25 protein-coding genes are annotated in these 23,925 nt (G+C 73.1%); 8 read left to right on the top strand and 17 right to left on the bottom strand.

What is annotated here, in order from left to right:
- Positions 1-71 precede the first annotated feature (71 nt).
- The gene (locus ACFVHV_RS36985; RefSeq protein WP_188303232.1) at positions 72-338 is read right to left on the bottom strand and encodes a metal-sensitive transcriptional regulator; all 267 of its coding nucleotides are present in this window, start codon (positions 336-338) and stop codon (positions 72-74) included.
- A gap of 187 nt (positions 339-525) precedes the next feature.
- Entirely contained in the window at positions 526-873 is a 348-nt protein-coding gene (locus ACFVHV_RS36980) for a PRC-barrel domain-containing protein (RefSeq protein ID WP_359914748.1), read from the bottom strand.
- A gap of 286 nt (positions 874-1,159) precedes the next feature.
- Here ACFVHV_RS36980 and ACFVHV_RS36975 point away from each other — a divergent pair, with 286 nt between their 5' ends.
- Both ACFVHV_RS36975 and ACFVHV_RS36970 read left to right on the top strand, forming a co-directional pair.
- Complete coding sequence (locus ACFVHV_RS36975; RefSeq protein WP_380357381.1) at positions 1,160-1,975, top strand: SAM-dependent methyltransferase; 816 nt, start codon at positions 1,160-1,162, stop codon at positions 1,973-1,975.
- A gap of 192 nt (positions 1,976-2,167) precedes the next feature.
- On the top strand, positions 2,168-2,635 hold the full coding sequence (locus tag ACFVHV_RS36970; protein ID WP_380357378.1) for a GNAT family N-acetyltransferase: 468 nt from the start codon (positions 2,168-2,170) through the stop codon (positions 2,633-2,635).
- 28 nt (positions 2,636-2,663) lie between these two features.
- Here ACFVHV_RS36970 and ACFVHV_RS36965 read toward each other — a convergent pair whose 3' ends face one another.
- The 3 genes from ACFVHV_RS36965 to ACFVHV_RS36955 form a co-directional block, all read right to left on the bottom strand.
- The gene (locus tag ACFVHV_RS36965; protein WP_359914739.1) at positions 2,664-3,341 is read right to left on the bottom strand and encodes a response regulator transcription factor; all 678 of its coding nucleotides are present in this window, start codon (positions 3,339-3,341) and stop codon (positions 2,664-2,666) included.
- Complete coding sequence (locus ACFVHV_RS36960) at positions 3,338-4,699, bottom strand: sensor histidine kinase (protein ID WP_380357374.1); 1,362 nt, start codon at positions 4,697-4,699, stop codon at positions 3,338-3,340. The genes ACFVHV_RS36965 and ACFVHV_RS36960 overlap by 4 nt, the downstream gene beginning before the upstream one ends.
- Positions 4,700-4,921: 222 nt before the next feature.
- Complete coding sequence (locus tag ACFVHV_RS36955) at positions 4,922-7,123, bottom strand: MMPL family transporter (protein WP_380357371.1); 2,202 nt, start codon at positions 7,121-7,123, stop codon at positions 4,922-4,924.
- A 379-nt stretch (positions 7,124-7,502) separates the two neighbouring features.
- Between ACFVHV_RS36955 and ACFVHV_RS36950 the strand changes: the two genes are divergently transcribed.
- From ACFVHV_RS36950 to ACFVHV_RS36940, 3 genes are read left to right on the top strand one after another with little or no spacing between them, the layout of a single operon-like run.
- The gene (locus ACFVHV_RS36950) at positions 7,503-8,627 is read left to right on the top strand and encodes a DegT/DnrJ/EryC1/StrS family aminotransferase (RefSeq protein ID WP_380357368.1); all 1,125 of its coding nucleotides are present in this window, start codon (positions 7,503-7,505) and stop codon (positions 8,625-8,627) included.
- Positions 8,628-8,649: 22 nt separating this feature from the next.
- Positions 8,650-9,594: an NAD-dependent epimerase/dehydratase family protein gene (locus ACFVHV_RS36945; protein ID WP_359914728.1), complete on the top strand. Its 945-nt coding sequence runs from the start codon at positions 8,650-8,652 to the stop codon at positions 9,592-9,594.
- A 12-nt stretch (positions 9,595-9,606) separates the two neighbouring features.
- The gene (locus ACFVHV_RS36940) at positions 9,607-10,722 is read left to right on the top strand and encodes a hypothetical protein (RefSeq protein ID WP_380357365.1); all 1,116 of its coding nucleotides are present in this window, start codon (positions 9,607-9,609) and stop codon (positions 10,720-10,722) included.
- Between the two features lie 46 nt (positions 10,723-10,768).
- Here ACFVHV_RS36940 and ACFVHV_RS36935 read toward each other — a convergent pair whose 3' ends face one another.
- The 9 genes from ACFVHV_RS36935 to ACFVHV_RS36895 all read right to left on the bottom strand — a co-directional run bounded on the left by ACFVHV_RS36935 (position 10,769) and on the right by ACFVHV_RS36895 (position 17,580).
- The gene (locus ACFVHV_RS36935) at positions 10,769-11,854 is read right to left on the bottom strand and encodes a hypothetical protein (RefSeq protein WP_380357363.1); all 1,086 of its coding nucleotides are present in this window, start codon (positions 11,852-11,854) and stop codon (positions 10,769-10,771) included.
- Positions 11,851-12,147, bottom strand: coding sequence for a DNA-binding protein (locus ACFVHV_RS36930; protein ID WP_380357360.1), 297 nt, complete (start codon positions 12,145-12,147; stop codon positions 11,851-11,853). Before ACFVHV_RS36930 ends, ACFVHV_RS36935 begins: the two co-directional genes overlap by 4 nt.
- Positions 12,144-12,911, bottom strand: a complete 768-nt coding sequence (locus ACFVHV_RS36925) for a hypothetical protein (RefSeq protein WP_380357357.1) — start codon at positions 12,909-12,911, stop codon at positions 12,144-12,146. The genes ACFVHV_RS36930 and ACFVHV_RS36925 overlap by 4 nt, the downstream gene beginning before the upstream one ends.
- Entirely contained in the window at positions 12,908-13,198 is a 291-nt protein-coding gene (locus ACFVHV_RS36920; protein ID WP_380357354.1) for a hypothetical protein, read from the bottom strand. The genes ACFVHV_RS36925 and ACFVHV_RS36920 overlap by 4 nt, the downstream gene beginning before the upstream one ends.
- On the bottom strand, positions 13,191-14,036 hold the full coding sequence (locus ACFVHV_RS36915) for a hypothetical protein (RefSeq protein WP_380357351.1): 846 nt from the start codon (positions 14,034-14,036) through the stop codon (positions 13,191-13,193). The genes ACFVHV_RS36920 and ACFVHV_RS36915 overlap by 8 nt, the downstream gene beginning before the upstream one ends.
- 122 nt (positions 14,037-14,158) lie before the next feature.
- Entirely contained in the window at positions 14,159-14,809 is a 651-nt protein-coding gene (locus ACFVHV_RS36910; protein ID WP_380357349.1) for a Crp/Fnr family transcriptional regulator, read from the bottom strand.
- A gap of 126 nt (positions 14,810-14,935) precedes the next feature.
- A complete protein-coding gene (locus tag ACFVHV_RS36905; protein ID WP_380357346.1) occupies positions 14,936-15,730 on the bottom strand; it encodes a polysaccharide deacetylase family protein in 795 nt (264 codons plus the stop codon).
- On the bottom strand, positions 15,727-16,614 hold the full coding sequence (locus tag ACFVHV_RS36900) for an SDR family NAD(P)-dependent oxidoreductase (RefSeq protein ID WP_380357343.1): 888 nt from the start codon (positions 16,612-16,614) through the stop codon (positions 15,727-15,729). The genes ACFVHV_RS36905 and ACFVHV_RS36900 overlap by 4 nt, the downstream gene beginning before the upstream one ends.
- 78 nt (positions 16,615-16,692) lie before the next feature.
- Complete coding sequence (locus ACFVHV_RS36895; RefSeq protein ID WP_359914714.1) at positions 16,693-17,580, bottom strand: DMT family transporter; 888 nt, start codon at positions 17,578-17,580, stop codon at positions 16,693-16,695.
- Positions 17,581-17,782: 202 nt separating this feature from the next.
- On the opposite strand from ACFVHV_RS36895, the gene ACFVHV_RS36890 reads away from it, so the two are divergent.
- Positions 17,783-18,505 (top strand): DUF981 domain-containing protein, encoded by a 723-nt coding sequence (locus ACFVHV_RS36890; protein WP_380357340.1) that lies wholly within the window; start codon positions 17,783-17,785, stop codon positions 18,503-18,505.
- A 424-nt stretch (positions 18,506-18,929) separates the two neighbouring features.
- Here ACFVHV_RS36890 and ACFVHV_RS36885 read toward each other — a convergent pair whose 3' ends face one another.
- Positions 18,930-19,733, bottom strand: coding sequence for an SAM-dependent methyltransferase (locus ACFVHV_RS36885; protein ID WP_359902515.1), 804 nt, complete (start codon positions 19,731-19,733; stop codon positions 18,930-18,932).
- A gap of 298 nt (positions 19,734-20,031) precedes the next feature.
- On the opposite strand from ACFVHV_RS36885, the gene ACFVHV_RS36880 reads away from it, so the two are divergent.
- Positions 20,032-20,631, top strand: a complete 600-nt coding sequence (locus ACFVHV_RS36880) for a sigma-70 family RNA polymerase sigma factor (protein ID WP_359902517.1) — start codon at positions 20,032-20,034, stop codon at positions 20,629-20,631.
- Entirely contained in the window at positions 20,628-21,389 is a 762-nt protein-coding gene (locus tag ACFVHV_RS36875; RefSeq protein WP_380357338.1) for a hypothetical protein, read from the top strand. The genes ACFVHV_RS36880 and ACFVHV_RS36875 overlap by 4 nt, the downstream gene beginning before the upstream one ends.
- 29 nt (positions 21,390-21,418) lie before the next feature.
- Here the strand turns inward: ACFVHV_RS36875 and ACFVHV_RS36870 are convergent, their stop codons facing one another.
- Together ACFVHV_RS36870 and ACFVHV_RS36865 are read right to left on the bottom strand one after the other, a co-directional pair.
- Positions 21,419-23,233 carry a condensation domain-containing protein gene (locus ACFVHV_RS36870; protein WP_380357335.1) on the bottom strand — a complete coding sequence of 605 codons (1,815 nt, stop codon included), beginning with the start codon at positions 23,231-23,233 and terminating at the stop codon, positions 21,419-21,421.
- Positions 23,234-23,356: 123 nt separating this feature from the next.
- Positions 23,357-23,925, bottom strand: a 569-nt coding sequence (locus tag ACFVHV_RS36865; protein WP_380357332.1) for a 4'-phosphopantetheinyl transferase family protein, incomplete at its 5' end; no start/stop codon positions are given.

The raw sequence follows: 23,925 nt of genomic DNA, 5'->3' as shown, positions 1-23,925 counted from the left end.
GGGGGGGGGGCGGGGGCCCCCGCCCCCCCCCCCCCCCCGTGGGGCCGTGCTCCCGAGGCGCGGAGCGCCGGTCAGGCCAGGGCGAGGAAGAGCTTCTCCAGCTCGGCCTCGCTCATCGGCGCGGCATCCTCGTCCGCGGCGGCCATGCACTGGCGCATGCCGCTCGCGACGATCTTGAACCCGGCCCGGTCGAGCGCGCGCGAAACGGCGGCGAGCTGGGTGACCACGTCCTTGCAGTCCCGGCCCGCCTCGATCATCGCGATCACCCCGGCCAACTGGCCCTGCGCGCGACGCAGCCGGTTCAGGACCGCGCCGACCGCCTCCTCGTCCACCTGCATGTCGGGCCGCCTTTCACATCGACTGTCGATGGACAAGTGTACCCGGCGGGGTATTCATTCCCGGGTGGCGAACGTCGTACCCGACCCGCCCGCGCCGGACGCGGGTCGGCGGCAGGGGCGGGCACGGGTCGGCGGCGCGGGCGGGCGGCACGGGCGGGCACGGGCGGGCGGCAGGCCAGGGCGCGGTTCAGCGGCGGGCCAGGCGGCGTTCCCCGCCCGCGCCGGTCGCGTACGGAAGCTCGTAGTGCGCGAACACGGCGGGCTCGTCCTCGACGGGCAGCACGTCGTCGGTGCCGATCGCCGGCGCCTGCTTGACGAGGTTGCGCGGGTACGCCACCCGGAGGTAGTCCGGGCCGGCCACCGCACCCTCCAGCGGGACGAACACCAGGCGGCGCCGACCGGCGAACCCGACCGTGACGGTGGCGAAGAACGGCTCGTCGCTGGCCGTCTCCACGTAGACCGACTCCAGCGAACCGATGCGGTGGCTCTTCTCGTCGACCACGGCGTGGCCGCGCCACTCGCGGATGTCCGCCATCGCGATGCCCACGGTCCGACCTCCCGTCCCCGGCTGTTCCCCCGCCCCGGTCTCCCATCCTGCTCCGGGAGCGGCCGGGACGCGCGGCGAGGCCACGAGCCCCCGGCCCGACGAAAGGGACATACGGGGGTGACCCGGCCAACCGCCACGGGCGCCGTGACCTGGGCTTTAGGCTGTCCGGCAGCAGGACCGCGAGTGGATCGTCAGCGGTGTCAGCGGTGTCAGTGCTGTCAGTGGTGTCAGTGGTGTCCGGGCGAAGGGGGCGGCAGCCGTGGGGTACGAGAACATGTGGGAGTCCGGCGGGGCCGGGATCGCGGCCGACCTGCGGCCCGACGTGCCGCATCCGGCCCGGATGTACGACTACTACCTCGGCGGCAAGGACAACTTCCCCGCCGACCGCGCCGCCGCCGAGAAGGCGCTCGCCGCCAACCCGGAGTTCCGCTCCACCGCCCGCGCCAACCGCGCCTTCCTCACCCGCGCGGTGCGGTGCGTCGCCGACCTCGGCATCGACCAGTTCCTCGACATCGGCACCGGCATCCCCACGGCCGGGAACACCCACGAGATCGCGCGGACGGCCAGGCCCGGTGCCCGGGTCGTCTACGTGGACAACGACCCGATCGTGCTCAGCCACGCCCGGGCCCTGATGGCCGGCTCGGGCGCCGGCCGCACCACCGTCATCCAGGCCGACCTGCGCGAGCCCGGCGACCTGCTGGACGCCGTCCGGGCCGTGGAGCTGCTCGACTTCTCCCGCCCGGTCGGGCTCGTCCTCGCCGCGGTCCTCCACTTCCTGCGGGACGAGGACCAGCCCCACCGGGTGCTCGGAGCGCTGCTGGACACCCTGCCCTCCGGCAGCCACCTGGTCCTCTCGCACGGCACCGCCGACTTCATCCCGTCCGCGACGCGCGACCGGGTCACCGGCGTCTACGACAGGGCCACCGCTCCCCTCGTCGGCCGCTCCCGCGAGGAGGTCCGGGCCTTCTTCGACGGCCTCGACCTCCTCGAACCCGGCGTCACCACCGTCCCCCTCTGGCGCCCCGACACCACCCCCGAGCCCGGCGCCGACCGCGTCAGCATGTACGGCGCGGTGGCCCGCAAGCCCTGAGGCCCGGGCCGGTCGGCCGGTGCCGGCAAGATCCGGCTGTCGGCCCCGTGCGATCGCGCGCGAACGGGCTGACGTGCCCCGGGGCAGGCGGCCCGTACCGCCTTGAGCGGAGCGGGCCGGCCTGGAACGATGGGCAGTTCGGATACGTCAGGTACCGCGGCTCGGGGAGAGCCGCGCGATCGGGGAGGCCGTGTGATCATCGCCCGCGAGGTGGAGTTCGACCGCGACGAGGTGTTCGAGCTGTACGACGCGGTGGAGTGGGAGGGCTACACCAGCGACGTCGACAAACTGATGCGCGGCCTGGCCAACTCCCACCTGGTCGTGACCGCGCGCGGCGAGTCGGGGGAACTGCTCGGGCTGGCCCGCACCATCTCGGACGACGAGGCGGTCTGCTATGTCCAGGACGTCCTGGTGCACCCGCGCCACCACCGCGAGGGCGTGGGCCGTGCGCTGATGGAGCACCTGATGGACCGCTACGCGCACTGCCGCTTCTTCCTGCTCTCCACCGACCACGAGTCCACCCCGGAGGGTGTGCGGAACCACGCCTTCTACCGCTCGCTGGGCTTCCTCTCCTACGAGGAGAAGGAGATGTCCGCCTTCGGGCTCCCCCGTGTCCGCGCTCCGAGGGCGGGTGCGGGGGCGGGGCGGCCCACGGCCTGACCCCGGCCCCGCCGCGCCCACCGCACGCTCAGACCGGGCGGCCGGGCGGGACCAGGCCGGTCTGGTAGGCGATGGCGACGAGCTGGGCCCGGTCCCGGGCGTCGAGCTTGGACATCGCCCGGTGGACGTGGGTGCGGACGGTGAACGGGCTGACGAACATCCGCTCGGCGATCTCCTCGTTGGTGAGGCCGGTGGCGGCCATCGACATCACCTCGCGCTCACGGGCGGTGAGGACGGCCAGCCGCTCGCTCGCGGGGGTGGCGGACGCCGGCTCGGGCTGGGCCAGGAACTGGTCGATCACGGCCCGGGTGGCGGCGGGCGAGAGCAGCGCCTCGCCCGCCGCGACGGTGCGCACGGCGGCGAGCAGTTCCTTGGGGTCGGCGCCCTTGCCGAGGAATCCACCGGCGCCCGCGCGCAGCGCCTGGGCCACGTACTCGTCGATCTCGAAAGTGGTGAGGATGAGCACCCGGGTGCCGGACAGCTCCTCGTCGCCGCAGATCTCGGCGGTGGCACCGAGACCGTCGACGCCGGGCATCCGGATGTCCATCAGCACGATGTCGGGCTTGGTGGCCCGGGCGAGCGCGACGGCCTCCCGGCCGTCGGCGGCCTCGCCGACCACCTCCATGTCCTCCTCCGCCTCGATCAGCAGGCGGAAGGCGCCGCGCAGCAGGGCCTGGTCGTCGGCGAGCAGTACCCGGATGGTCATGCGTGGTCCCTGTCCTCTCGGAGCGCGCCGTCCGCTCGGGCGGCGTGCTCCTGTCGTTCGGCCGGTGTCGGGCGATCGGTACGGGTGGTGCGCGCGGCCCGGGCGGCCCAGGCGACGTCGGCGGCGGTGAAGGCGCCCGCGGACTCGGGGCCGTCGTCGCGGGCGCCGGTGCGCAGCGGCAGTTCGGCGGTGACGAGGAAGCCCCCGTCGGGCCGCCGGTCGGCACTGAGCCGGCCGCCGACCGCCCCGGCCCGCTCGCGCATGCCGATCAGGCCGAAGCCGCCCTCGCTGGGCGGGTGCTGGGGCAGCGACACCGCGCGGCGGCGGCCGGTCGCGGTCGGTCGGCCGTTGGCGACGCTGACCGCGACCCGGCTGCCGCTGTAGGCGAGGGTGATCTCGGCGTCGGCGCCGTGAGCGTGCTTGGCCACGTTGGTCAGCGACTCCTGGACGATCCGGAAGGCGGTGAGGTCCACGCCGGGCGACAGCGGGCGGGCCTCGCCCTCGACGGAGAGCCGGATCGGCAGGCCGGCCCGCTCGAAGGTGGTGATCAGTTCGGGCAGCCGGTCGAGGCCCGGGGCGGGTTCGAGCGGGGCGCGGTCCTCGGCGCGGCGCAGCAGGCCGACGGTGGCGCGCAGTTCCTGGAGGGCCGAGCCGGTGGCGTCGGTGATGTGGCTGAGCACCTCCCGGGCCTGGACGGGGTGGTTGTCCATGAGGTGGACGGCGATGGCGGCCTGGGCGTTGGCGAGGGCGATGTGGTGGGCGACGACGTCGTGGAGGTCGCGGGCGATCCTGATCCGCTCGTCCGCGACCCGCCGACGGGCCTCCTCCTCGCGGGTGCGCTCGGCGCGTTCGGCACGCTCCTCGATGGCGGCGAGGTGGGCGCGGCGGTTGCGGATCGAGTCGCCGAGGGCGCCGGGCAGCAGGGCCCAGGCGAGCACGCCGAGCCGTTCGCTGACCGGCCCGCCGGGGCCGAACAGCAGGGCGATCCCGGTGAGCAGGACGGCGGCGGCGACCGAGGCGCGCAGCGCGGTGGCGCGGTCGGTGCGGATCGCGAGGAAGTAGAGCGCGAGCAGCAGCGGGGTGGCCAGGGTCGGGGTGAGCCGGGGGCTGACCAGGGCGAGCAGCATCGTGCAGAGCAGCGTGACGGCGACCACCGCACGCGGGTGGCGGCGGTGGGCGAGCACGGTGACGGCGGAGACCAGCGCGATGACGAAGGTGGGCGCGGCGAACGGGGTGAAGCGGCCGCCGGTCTGGTCGATGGTGGCGCCGAGGGCGGTGACCGTGATCATGGCCGTGCCGCCGGCGACGTCGAGCAGCCGCGGATGGTCGCGGCGCAGGCGCTGCCAGAAGTCGCTCATGCTCGTGCTCTCCGGTCGGGGACGCTGGCCACGCCCGCAACCGGGCAGCCTGGGTTCGAGCCGCGCCGATCCCGATCGGGGGCGCGGCGGGACGCGGCGGGGGCCTCCGCACGCGCGGTGGCCCCGACAGCAACGGTAACGGTTGGGCTCGAACCGGTGTCCGAGCAGTGGGGCGCCGGCCCGGCCCCGCTCGGTGTCGGGGCGGGGCCGGGCGGCAGTGCCCTAGACGGTGACCGACTCCCGGGCCGGAGCCTGCTCGGGGGCGGGGGTCTCCAGCTTGCTGCCCTCGACGTCCACGTCCGGTATCAGGCGGTCGAGCCAGCGCGGCAGCCACCAGGCGCGGCGGCCGAGCAGGGCGAGGACGGCCGGGACGACGGTCATCCGGACGATGAAGGCGTCGAAGGCGACGGCCGCGGCGAGGCCCAGACCCATCATCTTGATCATCGGCTCGCTCATCCCGATGAAGCCGGCGAAGACGGCGATCATGATGAACGCGGCGGCGGTGACCACCCGGGCGTTGTGCCGGAAGCCGGTGACGATCGCCTCGCCGGGCTCCTCGCCGTGGACGTAGCCCTCGCGGATGCGGGTGACCAGGAACACCTCGTAGTCCATGGCGAGGCCGAAGACCACACCGATCATGAAGATCGGCATCATGCTCATCACCGGGCCGGTCTGCTCCACGCCGATCAGCTCGGCCAGCCAGCCCCACTGGAAGACCGCGACCACGGCGCCGAGCGCGGCGACCACCGACAGCAGGAAGCCGAGGGCCGCCTTCAGAGGCACGAGGATCGAGCGGAAGACCACCATCAGCAGGACGACGGCGAGGCCGACGACCACGGCGAGGTAGGGCAGCAGCGCGTCGGACATCTTCTGCGAGACGTCGATGTTCATCGCCGTGGTGCCGCTGACCAGGACCGTCGCCCCGGTGGCCGTCTTCAGGCCGGCCGCGTCGTGGCGGATGGCGTGCACGATGTCCTTGGTCTCGGCCTCGCTCGGGCCAGTCGCCGGGACGGCGTTGAGCAGGGCCGTGTCGCCCGCCTGGTTGAACATCGGCGGCGTCACCGCGACGACCCCCGGCAGCCCGGAGACCTTCTTGGCCACCTCGTTCGCGGCGGCCTTCGGGTCGGCGACGCCCTTGGCGTCCACCATGACCGTCAGCGGGCCGTTGAAGCCGGGGCCGAAGCCCTCGGAGAGCAGGTCGTACGCGCGTCGCTGGGTGGTGGAGGTGGGCTTGGACTCGTCACCCGGCAGGCCGAGCCGCAGGTCGAGCGCGGGGGCCGCGAGCACGCCGAGGCCGATCACACCGCCGAGCAGCACCGCGAGCGGGCGGCGCAGGATGAAGCGGGCCCAGCGGGCTCCGCCGTTCTCCTTCGCGGCCGGGGCCGCCCCGCCACGGGCCTTGCGGGCCTTGCGCGGCAGCACCTTGCGGCCGAGGAAGCCGAGCAGGGCGGGCACCAGGGTGAGGGCGACCAGCACGGCGATGACGACCGTCCCGGCGGCGGCCATGCCCATCTTGGCCAGGATCGGGATGCCGACCACGGAGAGGCCGGCGAGCGCGATCACCACGGTCAGGCCCGCGAAGACCACCGCGGACCCGGCGGTGCCGACCGCCCGGCCCGCCGCCTCCTGGGGCGCGCGGCCCTCGGCGAGCTCGGCGCGGTAGCGGGAGACGATGAACACCGCGTAGTCGATGCCGACCGCGAGGCCGAGCATCATGGCGAGGGTGCCGGTGGTGGTGGAGAGCCCGAGCGTGCTGCCGAGCGCGGTGATCAGCGCCATGCCGAGGCCCACGCCGACGACCGCGGTGAGCAGCGGCAGGCCGGCCGCGACCAGCGAGCCGAAGGTGATCACCAGCACGACGGCGGACAGCGCCATGCCGATCGCCTCGCTGCTGCCCCCGGCGTCGGCCTTGGCCATCAGCGCGGTGCCGCCGATCTCGACCTTGAGCCCGGCGTCCCGGCCGTGCTGGGCGGCCCGCTCCAGGGTGTCGGTGGCGGTCCTGGACACCTCGCCGGCCTTGGCGGAGTAGCTCACCGTCGCGTAGGCGGTGGTGCCGTCCGAGGAGACGGCGCCCGGCATCTTGAACGGGCTCACCGCGCCGGTGACCTGCTCGGAGCCGGCGAGCTCGCCGACCGTCCGCTCGACCGCCTGCTGGTTGGGCGCGGCGGTGATCTTCTGGCCGGAGGGGGCGACGAACACCAGGCGCGCCGAGGCCCCGTCGGCGTGGCCGCCGGGGAAGCGCTCGTTCATCAGGTCGAACGCCTTCTGCGCTTCCGTGCCGGGCATCGCGAAGCCGTCGTCGGGTGCGGCGGGCGCCTTGGCCGCCAGGACTCCGACGGCTGCCAGCACGGCGACCCAGAGGAAGGTCACCAGCCGGCGCCGGACGAAGGTCCATCGGCCCAGGCGGTAGAGGAACGTGGCCACGGGAGAGCGGACTCCTTCGAATGCGGTTCTCGGGAACAGGAGGCGCCGCGGCCGACCGGACGTCCTGGTGGACGCGGTCCCCCGCAGCATGACCCATCCTTGATCGCCGACCCCTGCTCCGTCGTCGTCCCTGTGCAGGCCGTTTGCGTACTGCGGACGCAGTAGTGCCATCCCCCGCACGGAGGAGCGCACGCCCTGCGCCGGAAGCAGCCCCCGGACCTGCGACGGCAGCAGATCCGCTCACCCGTGCGGTCGGCGACGGCGGGCCGGGGACCGGTGGGCGAAGTAGCGTGATGTGCCTGACCCGTCCGCTGACGTGCGGTTCGGGAGGATTCGACCCGATCGGTGCTGCTCCGGCAGCCCGCCGCCGGAGGTGCCCATGGGCGTTCCAGCCGCCCGCATCGTGTTCGACGAGAGCGACCGCGCGGCCGTCGCCGAAGCGGTGACCGAGATGCTCACCACCGGCGCGCTGACCCTCGGCCCGTGGACCGAGCGCTTCGAGCAGGCCTTCGCCGCCGAGCACGGCGCCTCGCACGCCGTCGCGGTGAGCAGCGGCACTGCGGCGCTGGAGGTGATCCTGCGCAGCGTCGACGTCCGGGGCCGCGACGTGGTCGTCCCCGCCGTCACGTTCTACGCGACCGCCGGGGCGGTGGTGCACGCGGGCGGGCGGCCGGTCTTCGCCGACGTCGATCCGGCCACCCTCGCGCTCTCCCCCGAGACCCTGGAGGCGGCGCTCACCCCGGACACCGCCGCCGTCGTCCTGGTGCACATCGGCGGGCTGGTCGGCCCGCAGGTCGACGCCCTGCGGGCGCTGTGCGACCGGCGCGGCGTCCCACTGGTCGAGGACGCCGCGCACGCCCACGGCAGCAGCTTCAACGGCCGCGCCGCCGGCACCTTCGGCCTGGCCGGGGCCTTCTCCTTCTACCCGACCAAGGTCACCACCAGCGGCGAGGGCGGGATGATCCTCACCGAGTCGCCCGAACTGCGCGACGGGGCCCGGATCTACCGCGACCAGGGCAAGGGCTCCTTCACCACCAACCACCACGTCAAGCCCGGCTACTCCTGGCGGATGAGCGAGCCGCACGCCGCGATCGGCGCGGTGCACCTGCGCCGGCTGAAGGAGTTCATCGAGACCCGCCGGGCCGTCGCCCGCCGCTACGACACGGCGCTCGCCGGGCTGGACGGGCTCGACCCGGTGCCCGAACCGCCCGGCTGCCGCGGCAACTACTACAAGTACGTGGCGCTGCTGCCGGCCGGGGTCGACCGCGCCGAGTTCAAGCGGGCGGTGGCCGAGGAGCACGCGGTGCGGCTGTCCGGCGAGGTGTACGACCTGCCGCTGCACCTCCAGCCGGTGTTCGCCCCGTACCGGCGCGGGCCGCTGCCCGTGGCCGAGGACGTCTGCGCCCGGCAGGTCTGCCTGCCGGTGCACTCCGACATGACCGAGGACGAGACGGAGCAGGTGGTCGACGCCGTCTCCGCGGTGTACCGGCGCCTGGCCGGGTAGCCGGAGCGAAGGGAGCAAGATCGTGCGGATAGCCGTCACCGGGGGCTGCGGGTTCATCGGCTCACACGTCGTGGACCACCTGATCGCGGCCGGCCACGACGTCCTCGCGGTGGACACCACCGACAAGTACCTCAACCCGGACGCCGAGCACGCGCGGCTCGACGTCCTCGACCTCAAGGCCCTCACCGCGGCGCTGGCCGGCAGCGAGGTGGTCTACCACCTGGCCGCCATGGCCGACGTCGAACAGGTCAGCGCCGACCCGGTCCGCGCGGTGCGGACCAACATCGACGGCACCGAGGCCGTCCTGGAGGCCGCCCGGCGCAGCGGCCTGAGCCGCACGGTCCTGGCGAGCACCGTCTGGGTCTACGGCGCCGCCCTCACCGACGAGCAACTCGACAGCAGCGAGCAGGAGTTGGACGAGCACGTACCGATCGAGCTGGAGCACAGCGGCCATCTGTACGTGGCCACCAAGCTCGCCGCCGAGATGCTGGTGCACAGCTACCGCGAGCTCTACGGGCAGCACTTCACCATCCTGCGCTACGGCATCCCGTACGGCCCCCGGATGCGGGACGAGCTGGTCGTCGCCCGGTTCGTCCAGGCCGCGCTGGCCGGACGGCCGATCACCATCGCCGGGGACGGCCGGCAGAGCCGCAACTTCGTCTACGTCGAGGACCTCGCCGACGCCCACGTCCGGGCCCTGTCCCCCGCCGCCGAGGACCAGACCTTCGCACTGGAGGGCTCGACGGCCGTCTCGGTGCGGGACATCGCCGACACGGTGGACGGCCTGCTGGGACCCGTCACCATCGAGCACATCGACGGGCGGAAGGCCGACTACGCGGGGCGGCGGATCTCCTCGGCGCAGGCCAAGCGGCTGCTGGGCTGGTCGCCGAGGACCAACTTCACCGACGGCGTGCGGCGGTACGCGGACTGGTACCGGGCCACCGTCGGCACCGCCGCCGGCGCCTGACCGGGCCGCCCGATGCCGCACGCCCTGCTGGTCTCCGGCTCGCTCGGACAGGGCCACGACGTGATGGCCCAGGCCTGCGCCGACACCCTGCGGGAACGCGGCTGGACCACCCGCACCGTCGACGCCATGGCCCTGCTCGGGCAGCGCTCGGGCGCGGCCGGGGAGGCGGTCTTCCGCCGGCTGCTCGACCTGCCCGGGGTGTACGACGCCTTCCACTTCTCGGCGCTGCGGCCCGGCGCCCGGATCGCCCTGCTCGCCGACGCGGCGGCCCGCGGCCGGCTGGTCCCGGCGCTGCGGGAGCTGATCGAGGCGCAGCGGCCGCAACTGGTGGTCTCGGTGTTCGCCACCGCGACCTCGGCCGTCAACCGGCTGCTGCGGCAGGCGCCGGAGCGGGAGTTCCGGCACTTCGTGTTCTGCACCGACGTGACGCCGCACCGGCTCTGGGTGCAGGAGGGGACGGACCTGTTCCTGGTCACCTCCGAGGTCGCCGCGTGCGCGGTCCGGCGGTACCGGCCGGATGCCGACATCGCCGTCGTGCCGGCGCCGTTGCGCCAGCCGTTCTACCGGCCGCCGCGACGGGCCGCGGCGCGGGCGGAGCTGGGCGTGCCGGCGGGCGCCGCGTGCGTCCTGCTGATGTCCGGCTCCTGGGGGCTCGGTCCGCTCGCCCGCACCGCCGCCTCGCTGGCCGCCGCCGGGCCGCACGTCCTCGCGGTGGCCGGGCGCAACCGCGAACTGGAGCGCCGGCTGCGGGCCGCCGCGCGCCGGGAGCCCCGGCTGCACCCCTTCGGCTACACCGACCGCGTGCCCGCGCTGATGGCCGCCGCCGACCTGGTGGTCACCAGCTCGGGCGACACCTGCAGCGAGGCCCGGGCGCTGGGCCGGCGGCTGCTGCTCCTCGACGTGGTGCAGGGGCACGGGCGCGACAACCTCCAGCACGAGCTGGAACTCGGCCACGCCGACGTCGCCACCGCCCACCCGGCCGAAGTGGTCCGCAACGCCCTGGCCGCGCTCCACCGCCCCGAGCCCGCGCCGTCCGCCGGCGCCACACCGGAGGCGTGGCGCCGGGGCTTCGCAAAGGCGCTGGAACGAGTCGGACTGGCGGCGACGGAGCACCGCGATCGGTGGTGAACCTCTCAGCCGGCTTCTCCTTGCAGCGCGTTCCCAGAGTCCGACGTCACGGCTGCTCGCCCTCGTCCTCGAAGGACATCTGCTCCCACCTCCCACCGCAGGCCATCGCCACCGTCAGCTGGTGGACCGCTGTCGACACCGACCTGGCAGGCTCTCGGAACTTCTTGCCTCCTGCCGCGAAACGTTGGCCGGCCGCGGACCCGAACTCCTCCACCTTCGCTGCCCCCTTCCTCATCCGCACGGCCATTCCGTTCAGCTCCTCACGGAACCTCCGGACTTCGGGGGCGCCATCGCCCTTCGGCACGGCGTCGACCAGCGAGTCCACAGTCCTCACACTGAGGTCGATTCCCGCCACGCTTTCCGCGAGCTTCTCCGCTGCCTCCTCCAGCTCGACCACCGGCGAGGACACCGCGCTCCCGAACGAGCACAGAGCAGCTGCTCTCGCGCCCCCCGGATCACCCGACCGAGCGATTCGACGCTCCACCGCGTCCGCCGTATCAGCCGCTCTCCCGATGCTCTCGATCAGCCCCGTCACTGCATCCATGTGGACCAGGAACGACCCCAACTGATCATCCAGCTTGGAGATCTGGTCCCGAATCCCGGACTCGGCCAAGCCGTCACCCTCCAGAGCGGGAGGTGCGGCACCACCGTCTCCGAACGGAAGCAGTTTCTTCAGGATCCCCGGCGGCAAGGCCGCGGAAAAACCGTCCTTCAGGCCTCCTGCGACGACTCGTTCCAGATCCTTCCGGACATCGACGAGTCCGGCATCCGTCCGCTTGAACCGGAGAGTCCGGATCGAAGGGAGGTCGAACGGCATCCTTCCGTGTTCACCGAGCTGGATCGTCGGCCGACCGACGGCATGGCGAAGCGCCAGTCCGTAGATGACGCTGGGATCCCCTCCGCTCAAGTCCGCGATGGCGATCTCGTCCTGCACCAGGTGCTCGAGCACCTCGTCGGTGATCCCTCCCGATCGCGTGATCTGGTCGACCCTGACGGGCTCGATGCCATATCTGCGGCACACCGGATCGACCACCTTCTCGAAGGTCTCCATGTACTTCTCGTACGCCTTCAGCGCGGCGCTCCCCAACGGCGCCAGACTGTTACCGATCGGGCCGATCACGAGGCATCTCACGACATATCCTCCTGACAGGAGGCGTCCGACCGCCATCGAGCCGCGAAATCGGCGCCTTCCGCCACATCGTCCGCGTAGATCGGACGCTCCTCGATCCCGAGAGCCCGCAGCAGGAGCGCCGTCGGGATCAGGTAGCGCCACCCGAGCCGCAGCACCGCGCAGGGGAAGCGACCGGTACGAATCATCTTGTACGCGGTGGCGGAATACACGCCGAGCGCTCGAGCCGCAGTCCGCACGTCGACGGTCAGAGGAAGCTCGAAGGCCTCCGCGAAGGAAACAGGTCTCACTGTCATCGGTGTCGATCCTCCGAGCGAAGAACAAGTCGACCAATCAGCCTGCCGTGGTCCTCTGTGAGCCGACCGAGAGCGATCTCCCGCAGACCGAGGCGTTCCGCAATCGACCCGATGCGCTCGCCCTCGACGCGTTGCCGGAATCTCGCGGACGGGCTCCTAGGCGCCACCGTGCCCGAATGCACAAGGCCCTGAGGTGCCTGCGGAATTCTGGTTCCCTCAGCCCGTTTCCGGGCCGAAATGCCCGGATCGCCCCGATCGGTTGCCACACTGGCAAGATCACCGCAGGAGAGTTCCCGGGAGAACTTTCGGCCGTAGGCCCAGGCTCTGCTCCTGGAGAATCTGAGCAGGTCACCACCGACGGACGGGCTTTCAGGATCCACCGTTTCCAGGGCCGACAACACGGCAAGAACCGCTTCCGCCTCGACGTCGTCGCGGTCGGCCCCGAAACACTCGGCAACCCGCCGGACGACACGCCGCAGGCCAGGAATCGCCAACCAGGTTACGACTGACTTCCAGTCCGCGGCGCTCACTCCCGTCTCCACGCCCCGGCAGCCGCCGCACCGGAGTACCGCTTCGCGCCACACGGCCCGTCGGACATCCTGGTCAGGTGGATCCTGATACAGCGCTTCCCTCGCCTCGCGGATCGAGAACGCCGCTCGGGCCCCCTCCAGAAGGACCGGGAAGCGAACCTCCGCACCGCTGTCGAGTAGTTCGACGCATCTGTCGAGGGAGGCTTCCAGCCCCGATCGCCTACCCGGACTCATGAGGCCTCCCCCTTCTTCCGCTGCCCGCGATACAGCGACTCGGACGCCTTGCTGCACGCGTGCGCGAGGCGGGCGAGCCCCACGCAGATCCTCGCGTACACCGCCATGGGCGCCGGTCCCGGCTCCGGCTCTCGTGTGTGGACTGCTGGCAGGAACGCTTCACTCGTGATGTTGTAGAGGTTCACGTCACCGACCACTCCACCCGTGATCGCAACGCTTTCCTCGGCGATCTGGGCCCGCACCTCCGACACCGGATTCCGGCGCCGGTCGAACGCCCGCTCAGCCATCGATTCGCCGACGCTTCGGAACCCGGGAATTCCCGTGGTCCAAGTCTCCGGTTACGTCCCCCACCACACCGATTCCGTTTTTGATGTCCTGCCGGATACATCTCCAAGCCAGGTCCGATGGCGTTGGAGCTCCTCCGGATCTCTGCTCGGTGGACGGCTCGGGTTCGTCCTCCTGCTTTCCGCCCAAGCCACGTCTCAGCAATTCTCCGGAGAGCTTCGGAACGTACATCCAGGCGCGCTGGGAGAAGTCCTTTCCATCGACCTTCGCCAGCACCTCGGTGAACTGGTCCGGCGCCAACCCGACATATCCGCCGAGCACCGAGTCCTTGTAGGCCCGATCGGAGAGGACCGCGACCACGTCGGTTTTCGCACCACCAGCCATGAGAGCCTTCCGCAGGGGCCTGCAATCCAGCAAGCGATGCAGCTCGTTCCGCGCCGCCCCGTTTCCGCAGCCCGGTTCACCTGAATTCTCCACTGGCCCAACGTGGGCACTGATGCGGAGTCGGATGCGCGGCCCCTGAGCCCCCTGGTTGTATTGGCCGACCACATCCCCCATGGTCGACAGGAAGGGATAAACCGCCAAAGGCAGCAGAGCGGGGTCGAAGCCGATCGCGACCCCATCCCCGGAGCTCTCCGAGAAGTACCCGTCCTGCCTGAGCCCGCCCAGCCCCGCCGATTCGAGTGCCCGGTCCACCAGGGCAGGGACGACCTCACTCATCGGGGCGTGGAGCAGGGAGGGAAGTCTCGTGTAGCCCATGGCGTCCACCGCCACCATCGCGGTGTAACGGGGCAACGGAACACTTTTCGACCACGGCAACGGGAATTCCTGGAACGACATGCGACCTCCTGGACTTCGCTGTTTCTCCGGCCCAGTGCCGGCCAGCTGGTCACATGCATTTCCAGCAGGATTCGCGAGTAATGCACAGAACTGTGCACAACCGCCACCTGTGGCGCTTCTCACTATTCGATCTGACGTGCGCAATGGCGCACGCGCCTCGCATCCTTCGCCATATCGCGCAGCGCACGGATGTCCTTGATCTCAAGGGATTCCCGCCTGGCGATGACAGCCCCTGCCTCCTTCAAGCCTTTCAGGACGGGACGCAGCGCGTTTCTGGTGACCCCGACCGCTTGCGCGAGCACCTCCCGAGTCAGCCCCTCGACCCTCGTGGTGGAGCCGTTTCCTGCGAGGTAAAGCAGAGTTCGTGCCAACCTGACGTCCAACGGAAGGTCCTTGAGCCAGAAGCGCGTGAGCTCGGCCTCGTTCCGCAGGCCCTGCTCCCAGAGAAGCAGTTCATGGCTGACATCACCCTTCTGAATCAACGTCAGAAAGTCCTCGCACGCCATCTTGACCGCCCTGCAAGCCCCTATCGCCGCCACATCGGCATTCCTCGGCTTACCGGCCAGCGCCGACATTTCGCCGAGCAGGTTCATCGGCCCCCTGAATGCCAGCCATCTACTGCGCCCATCGGCAAGTTGCCGAACGACACGCACGAAGCCGTGGGTCAGCAGCAGGACGTGATCCCCGCTGCTCCCCTGACCCAGGATCAACTGCCGGTTTTTGTAGTCGACTTCTTTACCCTTGCGGTGAAACTCATCCACCAGCTTCTGCACCGCTGCTCCTCGAGCACACAGGGCAAGCCCTCCCTGCCCTCCACTCCGATTTCTACCGTTTCCATCCCGCAGGTTCCGGAAGGCACGGCACAGCGACGAAGCGCGCCCGCGCGAGTTCCCCGGCGACTACCTCCGGCCGGGGACCCCAAGCCCGAGAAAGCCACCGCCGGCGGGCGGCGGCACCCGGTGGTCGCGGAGGGGGCCGAGGGTGAGGCGGCGGGTGCGGCAGTGCGCGGCGATCAGGGGGAGCGCGGCGAGGGTGGCGCGCCAGGAGCCGGGGGCGGAGGTGCAGTCGGAGTCGTGCAGCAGGAGGGTGGCACCGCCGGTGAGGCCGGGGCGGGCGGTCGCGTAGACGGTCGCGCCAGTGGCCTCGGCCGTCCAGTCGCGGCCCCAGGCGGTCCACAGCACGCTGCGCAGGCCGAGGCGGCGGGCGGCCAGGGCCGGGCCCGCGGTCAGGACGCCGTACGGCGGGCGGTACCAGAGCGGACGGGCGCCGCAGAGTCCGGTCACCGCCTCGGCGGCGCGGCGCAGTTCGCGCAGGTCGCGGGCGGGGGCCGGGTACCACTGCTGCCGGTGGTGCCAGCCGTGGACGGCCACCTCGTGGCCGCGCAGCACCAGCTCGCGGCCGAGCCCGGGGGCGCGCTCCAGCATCGCGCCGAGCAGGAAGAAGGTGGCGCGGGCGCCGAGTTCGTCCAGCGCGTCGAGAACGTACGGGGTGCTGGCCGGATCGGGGCCGTCGTCGAAGGTCAGGGCGACGTGGCCGGGCGCGGCGCCGTGTCCGGCGGTGCGGCGGGCCAGGGTGCGGCGCAGCGGGGGCAGGCGGACGGCGGCCGGGGCGAGGTGCAGGAACTCCGCGCCGGCGGCGAGGGCGGTGGCGGCGACGGCGGCGGTGCCCGTCCGGTGCACGGCGGCGGCGCTCACTCGAAGCGGGCGGCCATCCGGCGGAACACGCCCGGTGCCACCCCGTGGAAGCGGGACGGGAAGCCGAGCCAGTGCGGGACGTAGAGGCGGTCGCGTTCGGTGGTGATGGTCGCCACCACCGCGTCCGCGACCCGGTCCGCCGGGACCAGCCGCGGCCAGTCGCGCTCGTACGGGGTGCCGCGCCGCTCGAAGAACGGGGTGTCCACCGCGCCGGGGAGCACCAGGCGCACCCCGACGCCCGTGCCGCGCAGCTCGTACCAGAGGCTCTCGGCGAACATCGTCAGCGCGCCCTTGGTGGCCGCGTAACCGGACTCCTCCCGCGAGCCGACCTGGCCGACGATCGAGCCGAGCAGCACGATCCGGCCACGGCGGCGCTCCAGCATGCCGGGCAGCAGCAGGCGGACCAGGCGCAGCGGGGCGGCGAGGTTGACCTCGATCATCCGGTCCAGGGTGTCGGAGGGCGTCTGCGCGTACGGGCCGCGCCAGCCCAGGCCGGCGCTCGCGACCAGGGCGTCCACCCGGCCGGCCGCGGCCAGGGCGGCCTCCGCGAGGCGGGCCGGACCGTCCGGCTTGCTCAGGTCCTCGGGCAGGGCGCGGCCGCCGGTGCGGTCGGCGAGTTCGTCGAGGCGGGCGCGGTCGGTGCCGGAGAGCAGGGTGTGCCAGCCGGCGTCGGCCAGGCGGGTGGCGGTGGCGAGGCCGATCCCGGAGGAGGCGCCGGTGATCAGCGCGACCGGGCGGTCGGCCGGGGCGGCCGGGGCGGTCGGGGCGGTCGGGGCGGTCCGGCCCTCCGGAGCCGAGGGGGCCGAGGGGGCCGAGGGGGCCGAGGGGGCCGTGCGGGCCTTCGGGCCTGACCGCCGGGGTCGGGAGTGGGACTCCTCCGCCATCGGGCACCTGCCGCTCTGTGGCCGTGTCGCCGTCCGATTTGTCCGGCAAGTCACCTTCGCATGGCGGAGCCGTCCGGGCTACCGGGGCGGGACGGCGGGCTCCGCCTCGGTGTCCCGGTGCGGAGCCACCAGCTCGGCGGACTCGCCCTCCAGCTCACCGAAGCGGGAGAGCACGAAGGTACCGCCCACCGCGACCACGAAGCCGGTCAGCGCGCACCACTCGAACCCGGGCCGGGCGGCGTCCCCGAGCACCGTCACGCCGATCAGCGCCGGACCGAAGGTCTCGGTCACCGTCCCGGCAGCGGTCGCGGCCGTGACCGTCCCGCGCTGCAGCGCCAGGGCGTAGGCGAGGTAGCCGCCGAGGCCGCCGACGGCGAGCGCGTAGGCGGCGGGATCCGTGAGGACGGCGACCGGGCCGGAGACGTCCAGGACCCGCACGGCCAGGCTGGTCACGCCGAAGCCGACCCCGGCCAGCAGGCCCAGGCCGGCCGCGGCCGCATTGCCCTCCCGGCGCACCAGGACCACGGTGGCGAGCACCATGGCGGCGGTGGTGGCGAGCAGCGCCCAGTGGAAGGCGGTCGCGGCGTGGTCGCGGCCCTCCTGTCCGGAGCCGAGCGCCAGCAGGGTCAGGCCGAGGACCACCGCGAGGATGCCCGCGAGATCGCCCCGGCGCAGCCGGGCGCCCAGCAGCCAGACGGCCGCCAGGGCGGTGACGGCCAGGCTGGCGTTGGTGACGGCCTGGACGAGGAAGAGCGGGAGGGTGCGCAGGGCGACGATGCTCAGCACGAAGCCGACGATGTCCAGCAGCGTGCCGAGGATGAACTGCCAGGACCGCAGCAGCGCGGCCAGCAGGCCCGCCCGCACCCGGTCGGCGCGCGGGGCCGACCGCGCGCCGCGCGCCTGGAAGACCGCCCCGAAGCCGAAGCAGACGGTCGCGGCCAACGCGGTGGTGAGTCCCAGCAGCATGCCTCTCCCTGCCTCGCGGGGCAGCACTCGGTCCCCTCACCAGTCTGTGCCCGGGGGAACGGGGGCGCACGGATGGAGCGCACGGGACGGGGGTGCACGGGTGGAGCGCGTGGGGCGGGACGGGGCGGAGCGGCTCGGCCCACCGGGTCCACCTGAGCGGCGGGCGGTTTGCCGACGAGCGGTGTTGCGTCATGCCTGATCCATGATTCAGCACGCCGTGCCGCTCGCCGCATCCGGCCTGAAGATCGACTGGGCAAGGATGCCGACCTACAACACGATCATGTCCGTGGCCGCCGGCGCCGGACTGCTGCTCGTGGTGGAACTGGGACGTCGGCTCCTCGCCCGGGGCCGCACCATCACGCTCGACGGCTGGGCGCTGGCGTTCGGGGCCCTCGGGTTCACCCTCGTCACCACCGGCCTGCACATGACCCTGACCTGGCCGCTGGCCAGGCAGGGCTTCCCGTTCGACAACATCATCTTCGGCGAGCCCGCCCTGGCGTTCGGCGTCCTCCTGCTCACCGCCTCCTTCTACCTCTGGAGGCGCGGCAGCGAGCTCCTCGCCGCGGACGGCGTCGACCGGACGGTCCGGGTGGCCGCGCCGATCTCGGTGTTCGTCTTCGGCATGGGGCTCGCCTGCTTCGGCATCGCCGCCGCGGGCTGGAGGTACACGCTCTTCGCCGCCCCGCCCGAGGAACCCGTCTCGGGGGAGTTCTCGGACCGGCCGTGGCTGGAGGCGAGCTTCATGTCCGGGCTGTACGTCCTGGTCGGCATCGGGGCGCTGCTCTTCCCGTTCGCGCTGCGCTCGCCCCGGCGGTGGACGAGCCCGGTCATCGGCGCCGCATGGGGGCTGGCCGGCCTCGCCTTCCTGGCGTTCGGCGGGCTGAACTACTTCACCCACATCGGGCTCATCGTCAACACCATGTGACCGACGGCGGTCCTGCCGGGGCCCGGTGGATCCGGATCCACCGGGCCCCGGGGAGCGGCCGCCCCCGGCGTCCCGGACGGGCCGGAGCGCCCACCCGCGGGACGCGGCTCCGGGTCAGCCGGGCGCGTCCGCGAGCAGCGTGGCCGTCCGGGTGACCAGTGGTTCGTCCATCGGGGCCGCCTCGTCCGCCGGCTCGGTGGTCAGCACGGCGAGGAGGACGGGGGCGCCGGCCGGGGTCCCGGCGATGCCAGGCGGGTGACGCGGTCGCCGATCGAGCGGGCGAAGCCGGTGACGGCGGTCGGTCCGCCGAGTTCGCGGAACAGAATTCGGCGACGGTCCTGTCGCGGCGCGAACCGCCTTCCCGATCACCAGGACGCGGCGCATTCGCCGACGGTTCGTCAACTGTGGTCATCCGTCCGATGGCTCACGGCCGGACGGCCACCGCGGCGTACAACGAGACCTCCTCGGCGGCCCCGGGCGTCTCCTCCGGTGCGGGCCGCCACTGCGCGATGGGGACGAGCCCCGGGTCGAGGAGCGTCCAGCCGTCGAAGAAGCGGACGATCTCCGACCGGGTGCGGGCCTGGGCTGCGGTGCCGGCGGCCTCGTAGATCCGGGTCAGCCGGGCGATGTCCTCGGGCGCGAACTCAGGACTGACGTGGGTCAGCACCAGGGCGCTGCCGGGGACGAGGGCGGATTTGAGGCGCTCGACCAGCTCGTACGCGCCGTGGGTGTCGGGGACGAAGTGGAGCAGGGCGTTGAGGGAGAGCGCGACCGGGCGGGACAGGTCGAGGGTCTCGCGCAGGCCCGGGGCGGCGAGCAGTCCGAGCGGGTCGGTGACGTCCGCCTCGACGTACGCGGTGCGGCCCTCGGGGGTGCCGGTGAGCAGGGCCTGGGCGTGCGAGAGCACGATCGGATCGTTGTCGGCGTAGACCACGCGGGCGTTCGGCCGGATGCTCTGGGCGACCTCGTGCAGGTTGGGCGAGGTGGGGATGCCGGTGCCGATGTCGATGAACTGGTCGAAGCCGGCCTCGGCGAGCGCCCGGGTCGAGCGCTGCATGAAGGCGCGGTTGACCCGGGCGGCGGCGCGCAGCCACGGTGCGACGGCGAGGGCCTGTCCGGCGGCCTCGCGGTCGGCGGCGAAGTTGGTGAAGCCGCCGAGGAAGTAGTCGTACATCCGGGCCGAGTGCGGCACGTTCAGCCGCAGGTCCACCCCGTCGTAGAGACCCATCGCGCTCTCCCCCGGTTACGCTCCCGACCGATCATTCCCGACCGATCGCTCCTGACCACGATAGGCGGGACCGGTCGCGTTCCGAACAGCTTCGGAGCATTCCAACCAACCGACGGCGCCCATGAGATGACCATCTGTATTCGGATTGCATCCTGGAGTGACGGGCCTGATGGAATGAGGATGGGCACCGACAGCCCGACCCTCGGGTGGCCGGGTGAGCAGCCGACGGCCACGGAAAGCAGGCTCGATGACGATCGACAGGGGTGCCCCGGCGCGCAGGTTCCGGGGCGGAACGGCCGTGGCGCACATTCACGGAGCGGAGACGGCGCCGGCGGCCGGCTCCGACCGTGCTCCCCGGTCCGACCCCGAACTCCGCCTGGGCCTCGCCTACGCCGCCTTCTGCGAGACGCACGAACCCGCCTGGCACGCGCTCGCGTTGACCCGGATAGGCAACCGGTCCGACGCGGAGCTGGTCGTCGGGGCGGTGAAGTCCGACCTGGCCCGCTGCTGGCCGCAGGTCCTGCGGTTCGAGGAACCGGCCGCCTACGCCTGGCGGTTGGCCAACCGGCACGTGTCGGACTGGGTGGCCGCCGAGGAGCCGGTGGAGGTGGAGGCGGTCACCTTCGCGGCGGTGATCGGAGCCTTCAAGCAGGTGGCGAAGGGGCTGCTGCACAGCGAGGCCGACGAGGTGCGGCTGTACGCGGCGATCCTCGAACTTCCGGACCGGCAGCGGGATGTGGTGATCCTGCGGTACCTGCTCGGCCTGCACGTCAAGGTGATCGCGGCGTACCTGGGGCGGCCGGTGGCGACGGTGCACTCCAACCTCCGGCACGCCCGGGAACGGCTGGCCCGTCGGCTCGGGGTGGGCGAACTCCCGGACGACGAGGGCGAGCTGTGACGGGGAGACCGGAGGGGGGCACCCCGGGCGGCGCGGCACCGGCGGACGGCGGCCCGGCCGGCGCGGCACCAGCGGACGGCGGCCGGACGGTGTTCCGCGTTCCCCGGTCCGAACGCGCCCACGCGGAGCGGGTCGCGGCGCTGCGCCGGGCCAGGCTCACCGCCGCGCCCGCCCACCTGCCGTCGGAGCACGAGCAGGCGGCGTTCGAACTCGGGCTGGTGGTGGCCCTGGTGCTGGGCGCGCCGGACGCCTCGCGCGGACTCGACCTGCTGGTGAGCGCGCGCCGGATCGAGCCGGAGGGGGCCGAGGTGTTCGGCGCGCTGCTGTACGCCACCGGCAAGGAGGAGGGCGCCGAGTTCTGGTGGCGCTTCGCGGCGGGCTCGGGCAGCGGGACGGCCGCCTACTGCCTGCACCTTCACCACCTGATGCTCGGCGAGACGGACGACGCCGACTACTGGCGGGCCTGGTCGGACCAGCTGGCGACGGTCGAACGACCGCCCGGGCCGCGGGTGTTGCGGATGAACCGGCCGCTGCTGCCGGACGACGTACGGCGGGACATCCTGTCGCGGGTGCACCGGGGGCTCGCCCCGCAGCTGCCGCCGGCGCTGGTCGCGGTGATCGACCGGCTGCCGGTGCAGGACGGGGACGAGGAGGAGGTGCCGAGCCCGTGGGGGCTCACCTCGGGGGCGACCTCCGGCTGCTCCTGGACGGACCTTCCGTGGGGAGCCGGGGACGATCACGGCGCCCCGTGGGAGTGAGTGTCCCGCGGGCTGCCGTGATCATCCGTTCAGGTGAGCGCCGACAGCCGGGCGACGACGGCCCGGTCGCGCCCGCTCCCGGTCTCGGTCCGCTCCCCCGCCGGCGTGGTGTGCCGGACGACGTACCGGTGCGGTGCCATCGCGGTGTCACGTCCGGCCAGGGCGGCGACCACGGCGCGGTGGGCCTCGGCGGGGCCGAACGAGGGGTCGACGGCGGCCACCTCGGCCACCAGCCTTCCCTCGCTCACCGAGAGCCGGTGGTCCCCGAGCGCGGCGTGCAGGAGTTCGCGGACGGCCGCGAGATCGATCCAGGAGCCGTCGACCAGCCTCCAATCACCGCCCCGGCCGGCCCCCGGCGGCCCGAGCGCCGCGGGCAGGTCGGCCAGCAGCACCGGGCCCTCGGCGGCGGCCGCGAGCACGGCCGGCAGCGCCCGGGCGAAGCTCTCGGCCTCCTCGGGGTCGAGCACCTGGGGACAGGCGATCAGGGCGAAGTCCAGGCTGCCGGTGATCCGCAGGACGGTGAGCATCAGCCGGACCGGCAGCGGCGGGGCGGGCAGCACGGTGAGCTCGGGGTCGGCGGCCGGGGGCGGTTGGACGGCGGCGACGGAGGCCGGGATGGTGAGGCTCAGGTCGTTGACGACCACCTGGCGGGCGAACCGGGCGCCGCGCACATGGGCCGCGTCGTCCACCAGCTGCCAGACCTTCTCGGCGTCCAGGGTGCTGTGCCAGTAGGCGCTCAGCGAGGCCGACTTGGCGCGGCCGATCAGCTGGTCGAGGTCGGCCGCGCCGGCGTCGAGCAGGATCAGGGCGTCCTGCGCGAGGGTGCCGACGTGGTCGATCAGGGCGGCGCGCTGACGGTTGGCGGACAGCGCCGAGAACACCAGCTCGGACCGGCCCGCGCGGTGGGCGACCAGCGCGGCGAAGGCGGCGAGCAGGACGACCGAGGGGCTGGCACCGGTGCGCCGGCAGACCGCGGCGAGGTCGTCGGCGGCGGTGCGCGAGCGGACCAGCAGGGCGCTGTGGTCGCGGGGCGGGCCGCTGATCCGCGCGTCGGAGAAGACTCCCACCGGGCCGGCGGTCAGGATCCGGGCCCAGTGCCGCAGGGCGGCCGCCGACCTGCGGCGGCCCTGGGCGCTCTGCTCCGCCACGGCGATCCCCAGCGGGGTCGGCGCGGTGACCGGCGGCAGCTCCTTCCCGGCGGCGAGGGCGCACCAGTCCTCGATCAGCACGGCGGTGGCGGCGCCGTCGGCGCCCGCGTGGCAGACCACGGCGACCAGCCGCAGCAGTCGCTCGCCCGCGGCGATCAGCGTGAACCGGATCCTCGGCGGCAGGTCGAGGCCGACCGGAACGGTGACATCGACCCGGCCCAACTCCTCGGCCATCGCGTTCAGTTCGGCGTCCGAGCGACAGCCGGCCTCGACCACGGAGACGGCGAACCGGCCCTGCCGGTGCACCACCTGGCGGTCCGGGAATCCGTCCGGACCGGGGCCCGCCGGAAAGGAGGTCCGCAACGACTCGTGCCGCTCGACCAGCCGGCGGAGGGCGACCAGCCCGGAGGGGACCGAAGTACCGTCGGGCACCGGCCAGACGGACTCCTTGTTGATCGCCTCGGGGGCACTGGCCCGGATGCAGCGGATCATGTTGTCCTGGCCGCGGGTGAGCGGTCCGGAGCCGCTGTTCTCGGCGGCGTACCGCACGGTGACCCGCCTGGTGGCCGGATTCGCGCCGCACGGTGTCACGCCGAGTGACGCCAGGTCGTGCGGTGGAGCGCCGAGCAGCGCCGGGTCGTGCGGTGGAGCGCCGAGTGACGCCGGGTCCTGCGGTGGAGCGTCGTGCGGTGCCACGTCGTACACGCCTTTCGGCTTGCCGGGGAGGGCCGGGGAGGGCTCGGCAGGGGGTGTGACCGGGACGCTACCAGCGCGCTCGCCAGCTGGTCCAGACCAAACCGGAGCTGATCGAGCGTTTCGTCAATTCCCGTTCCACTCATGCGAGTTGACATGTATTGGCGATCCTCCGAGGGCGGCGACGGCAGCCCGGAACGGTTCCGCGACGGGGACGTCGCAGAGCCGGGCCGGGCCGTCGCCGAGCGCGCCCGGGTCGGCCACCAGCACCGGCGACGGACCGGCGACGGGCACGCCGAAGGACTGCACGACGCGCCCGCCGTACGCCTTGACGCAGGCCTCCCGGCGGCACCACAGCGCGGTGAACCGCGCCGCCCGCTCGGCCGGTTCCGCGGGCTCGGCGACGAACCACGCCTCCTCGACCGGGAACCAGCGGGCGGCCATCCGCTCGGCCGTCCGCGGGTCGTGGAGCCGTTCGACGTCGACACCGACCGCCCGCCCCTCGGCGAGGGCCAGCACCGCGACGGCGTCCGAGGCCGACCAGCTGACCCGCAGCGCGCCGTCCCCCGCCGGCTCGGGCTTGCCGTTCGGCCCGTACCGCCAGACCACGTCGGCCGGGTGCACGCCGAGCCGAGCGGCGACCAGCTGCCGGACCGCGCCGCGCACCACGGTGAAACGCTCGCGCGCCCAGGGGT

Origin of the sequence: Kitasatospora sp. NPDC127116 (assembly GCF_042677365.1) — a bacterium.
In the GTDB taxonomy this organism is placed as follows: Bacteria; Actinomycetota; Actinomycetes; order Streptomycetales; family Streptomycetaceae; genus Kitasatospora; species Kitasatospora lactacystinica.
Note: the sequence above shows the minus strand (reverse complement) of the source record. Positions and strands in the feature narration are given on the sequence as shown.

Bases quoted from the DNA above. Each gene is read 5' to 3' on its own strand.
- ACFVHV_RS36985 (WP_188303232.1), bottom strand. From the start codon at position 338: ATGCAGGTGGACGAGGAGGCGGTCGGCGCGGTCCTGAACCGGCTGCGT.
- ACFVHV_RS36980 (WP_359914748.1), bottom strand. From the start codon at position 873: ATGGCGGACATCCGCGAGTGGCGCGGCCACGCCGTGGTCGACGAGAAG.
- ACFVHV_RS36975 (WP_380357381.1), top strand. From the start codon at position 1,160: ATGTGGGAGTCCGGCGGGGCCGGGATCGCGGCCGACCTGCGGCCCGAC.
- ACFVHV_RS36965 (WP_359914739.1), bottom strand. From the start codon at position 3,341: ATGACCATCCGGGTACTGCTCGCCGACGACCAGGCCCTGCTGCGCGGC.
- ACFVHV_RS36960 (WP_380357374.1), bottom strand. From the start codon at position 4,699: ATGAGCGACTTCTGGCAGCGCCTGCGCCGCGACCATCCGCGGCTGCTC.
- ACFVHV_RS36950 (WP_380357368.1), top strand. From the start codon at position 7,503: ATGGGCGTTCCAGCCGCCCGCATCGTGTTCGACGAGAGCGACCGCGCG.
- ACFVHV_RS36940 (WP_380357365.1), top strand. From the start codon at position 9,607: ATGCCGCACGCCCTGCTGGTCTCCGGCTCGCTCGGACAGGGCCACGAC.
- ACFVHV_RS36930 (WP_380357360.1), bottom strand. From the start codon at position 12,147: ATGACAGTGAGACCTGTTTCCTTCGCGGAGGCCTTCGAGCTTCCTCTG.
- ACFVHV_RS36925 (WP_380357357.1), bottom strand. From the start codon at position 12,911: ATGAGTCCGGGTAGGCGATCGGGGCTGGAAGCCTCCCTCGACAGATGC.
- ACFVHV_RS36920 (WP_380357354.1), bottom strand. From the start codon at position 13,198: ATGGCTGAGCGGGCGTTCGACCGGCGCCGGAATCCGGTGTCGGAGGTG.
- ACFVHV_RS36915 (WP_380357351.1), bottom strand. From the start codon at position 14,036: ATGTCGTTCCAGGAATTCCCGTTGCCGTGGTCGAAAAGTGTTCCGTTG.
- ACFVHV_RS36900 (WP_380357343.1), bottom strand. From the start codon at position 16,614: ATGGCGGAGGAGTCCCACTCCCGACCCCGGCGGTCAGGCCCGAAGGCC.
- ACFVHV_RS36895 (WP_359914714.1), bottom strand. From the start codon at position 17,580: ATGCTGCTGGGACTCACCACCGCGTTGGCCGCGACCGTCTGCTTCGGC.
- ACFVHV_RS36890 (WP_380357340.1), top strand. From the start codon at position 17,783: ATGATTCAGCACGCCGTGCCGCTCGCCGCATCCGGCCTGAAGATCGAC.
- ACFVHV_RS36885 (WP_359902515.1), bottom strand. From the start codon at position 19,733: ATGGGTCTCTACGACGGGGTGGACCTGCGGCTGAACGTGCCGCACTCG.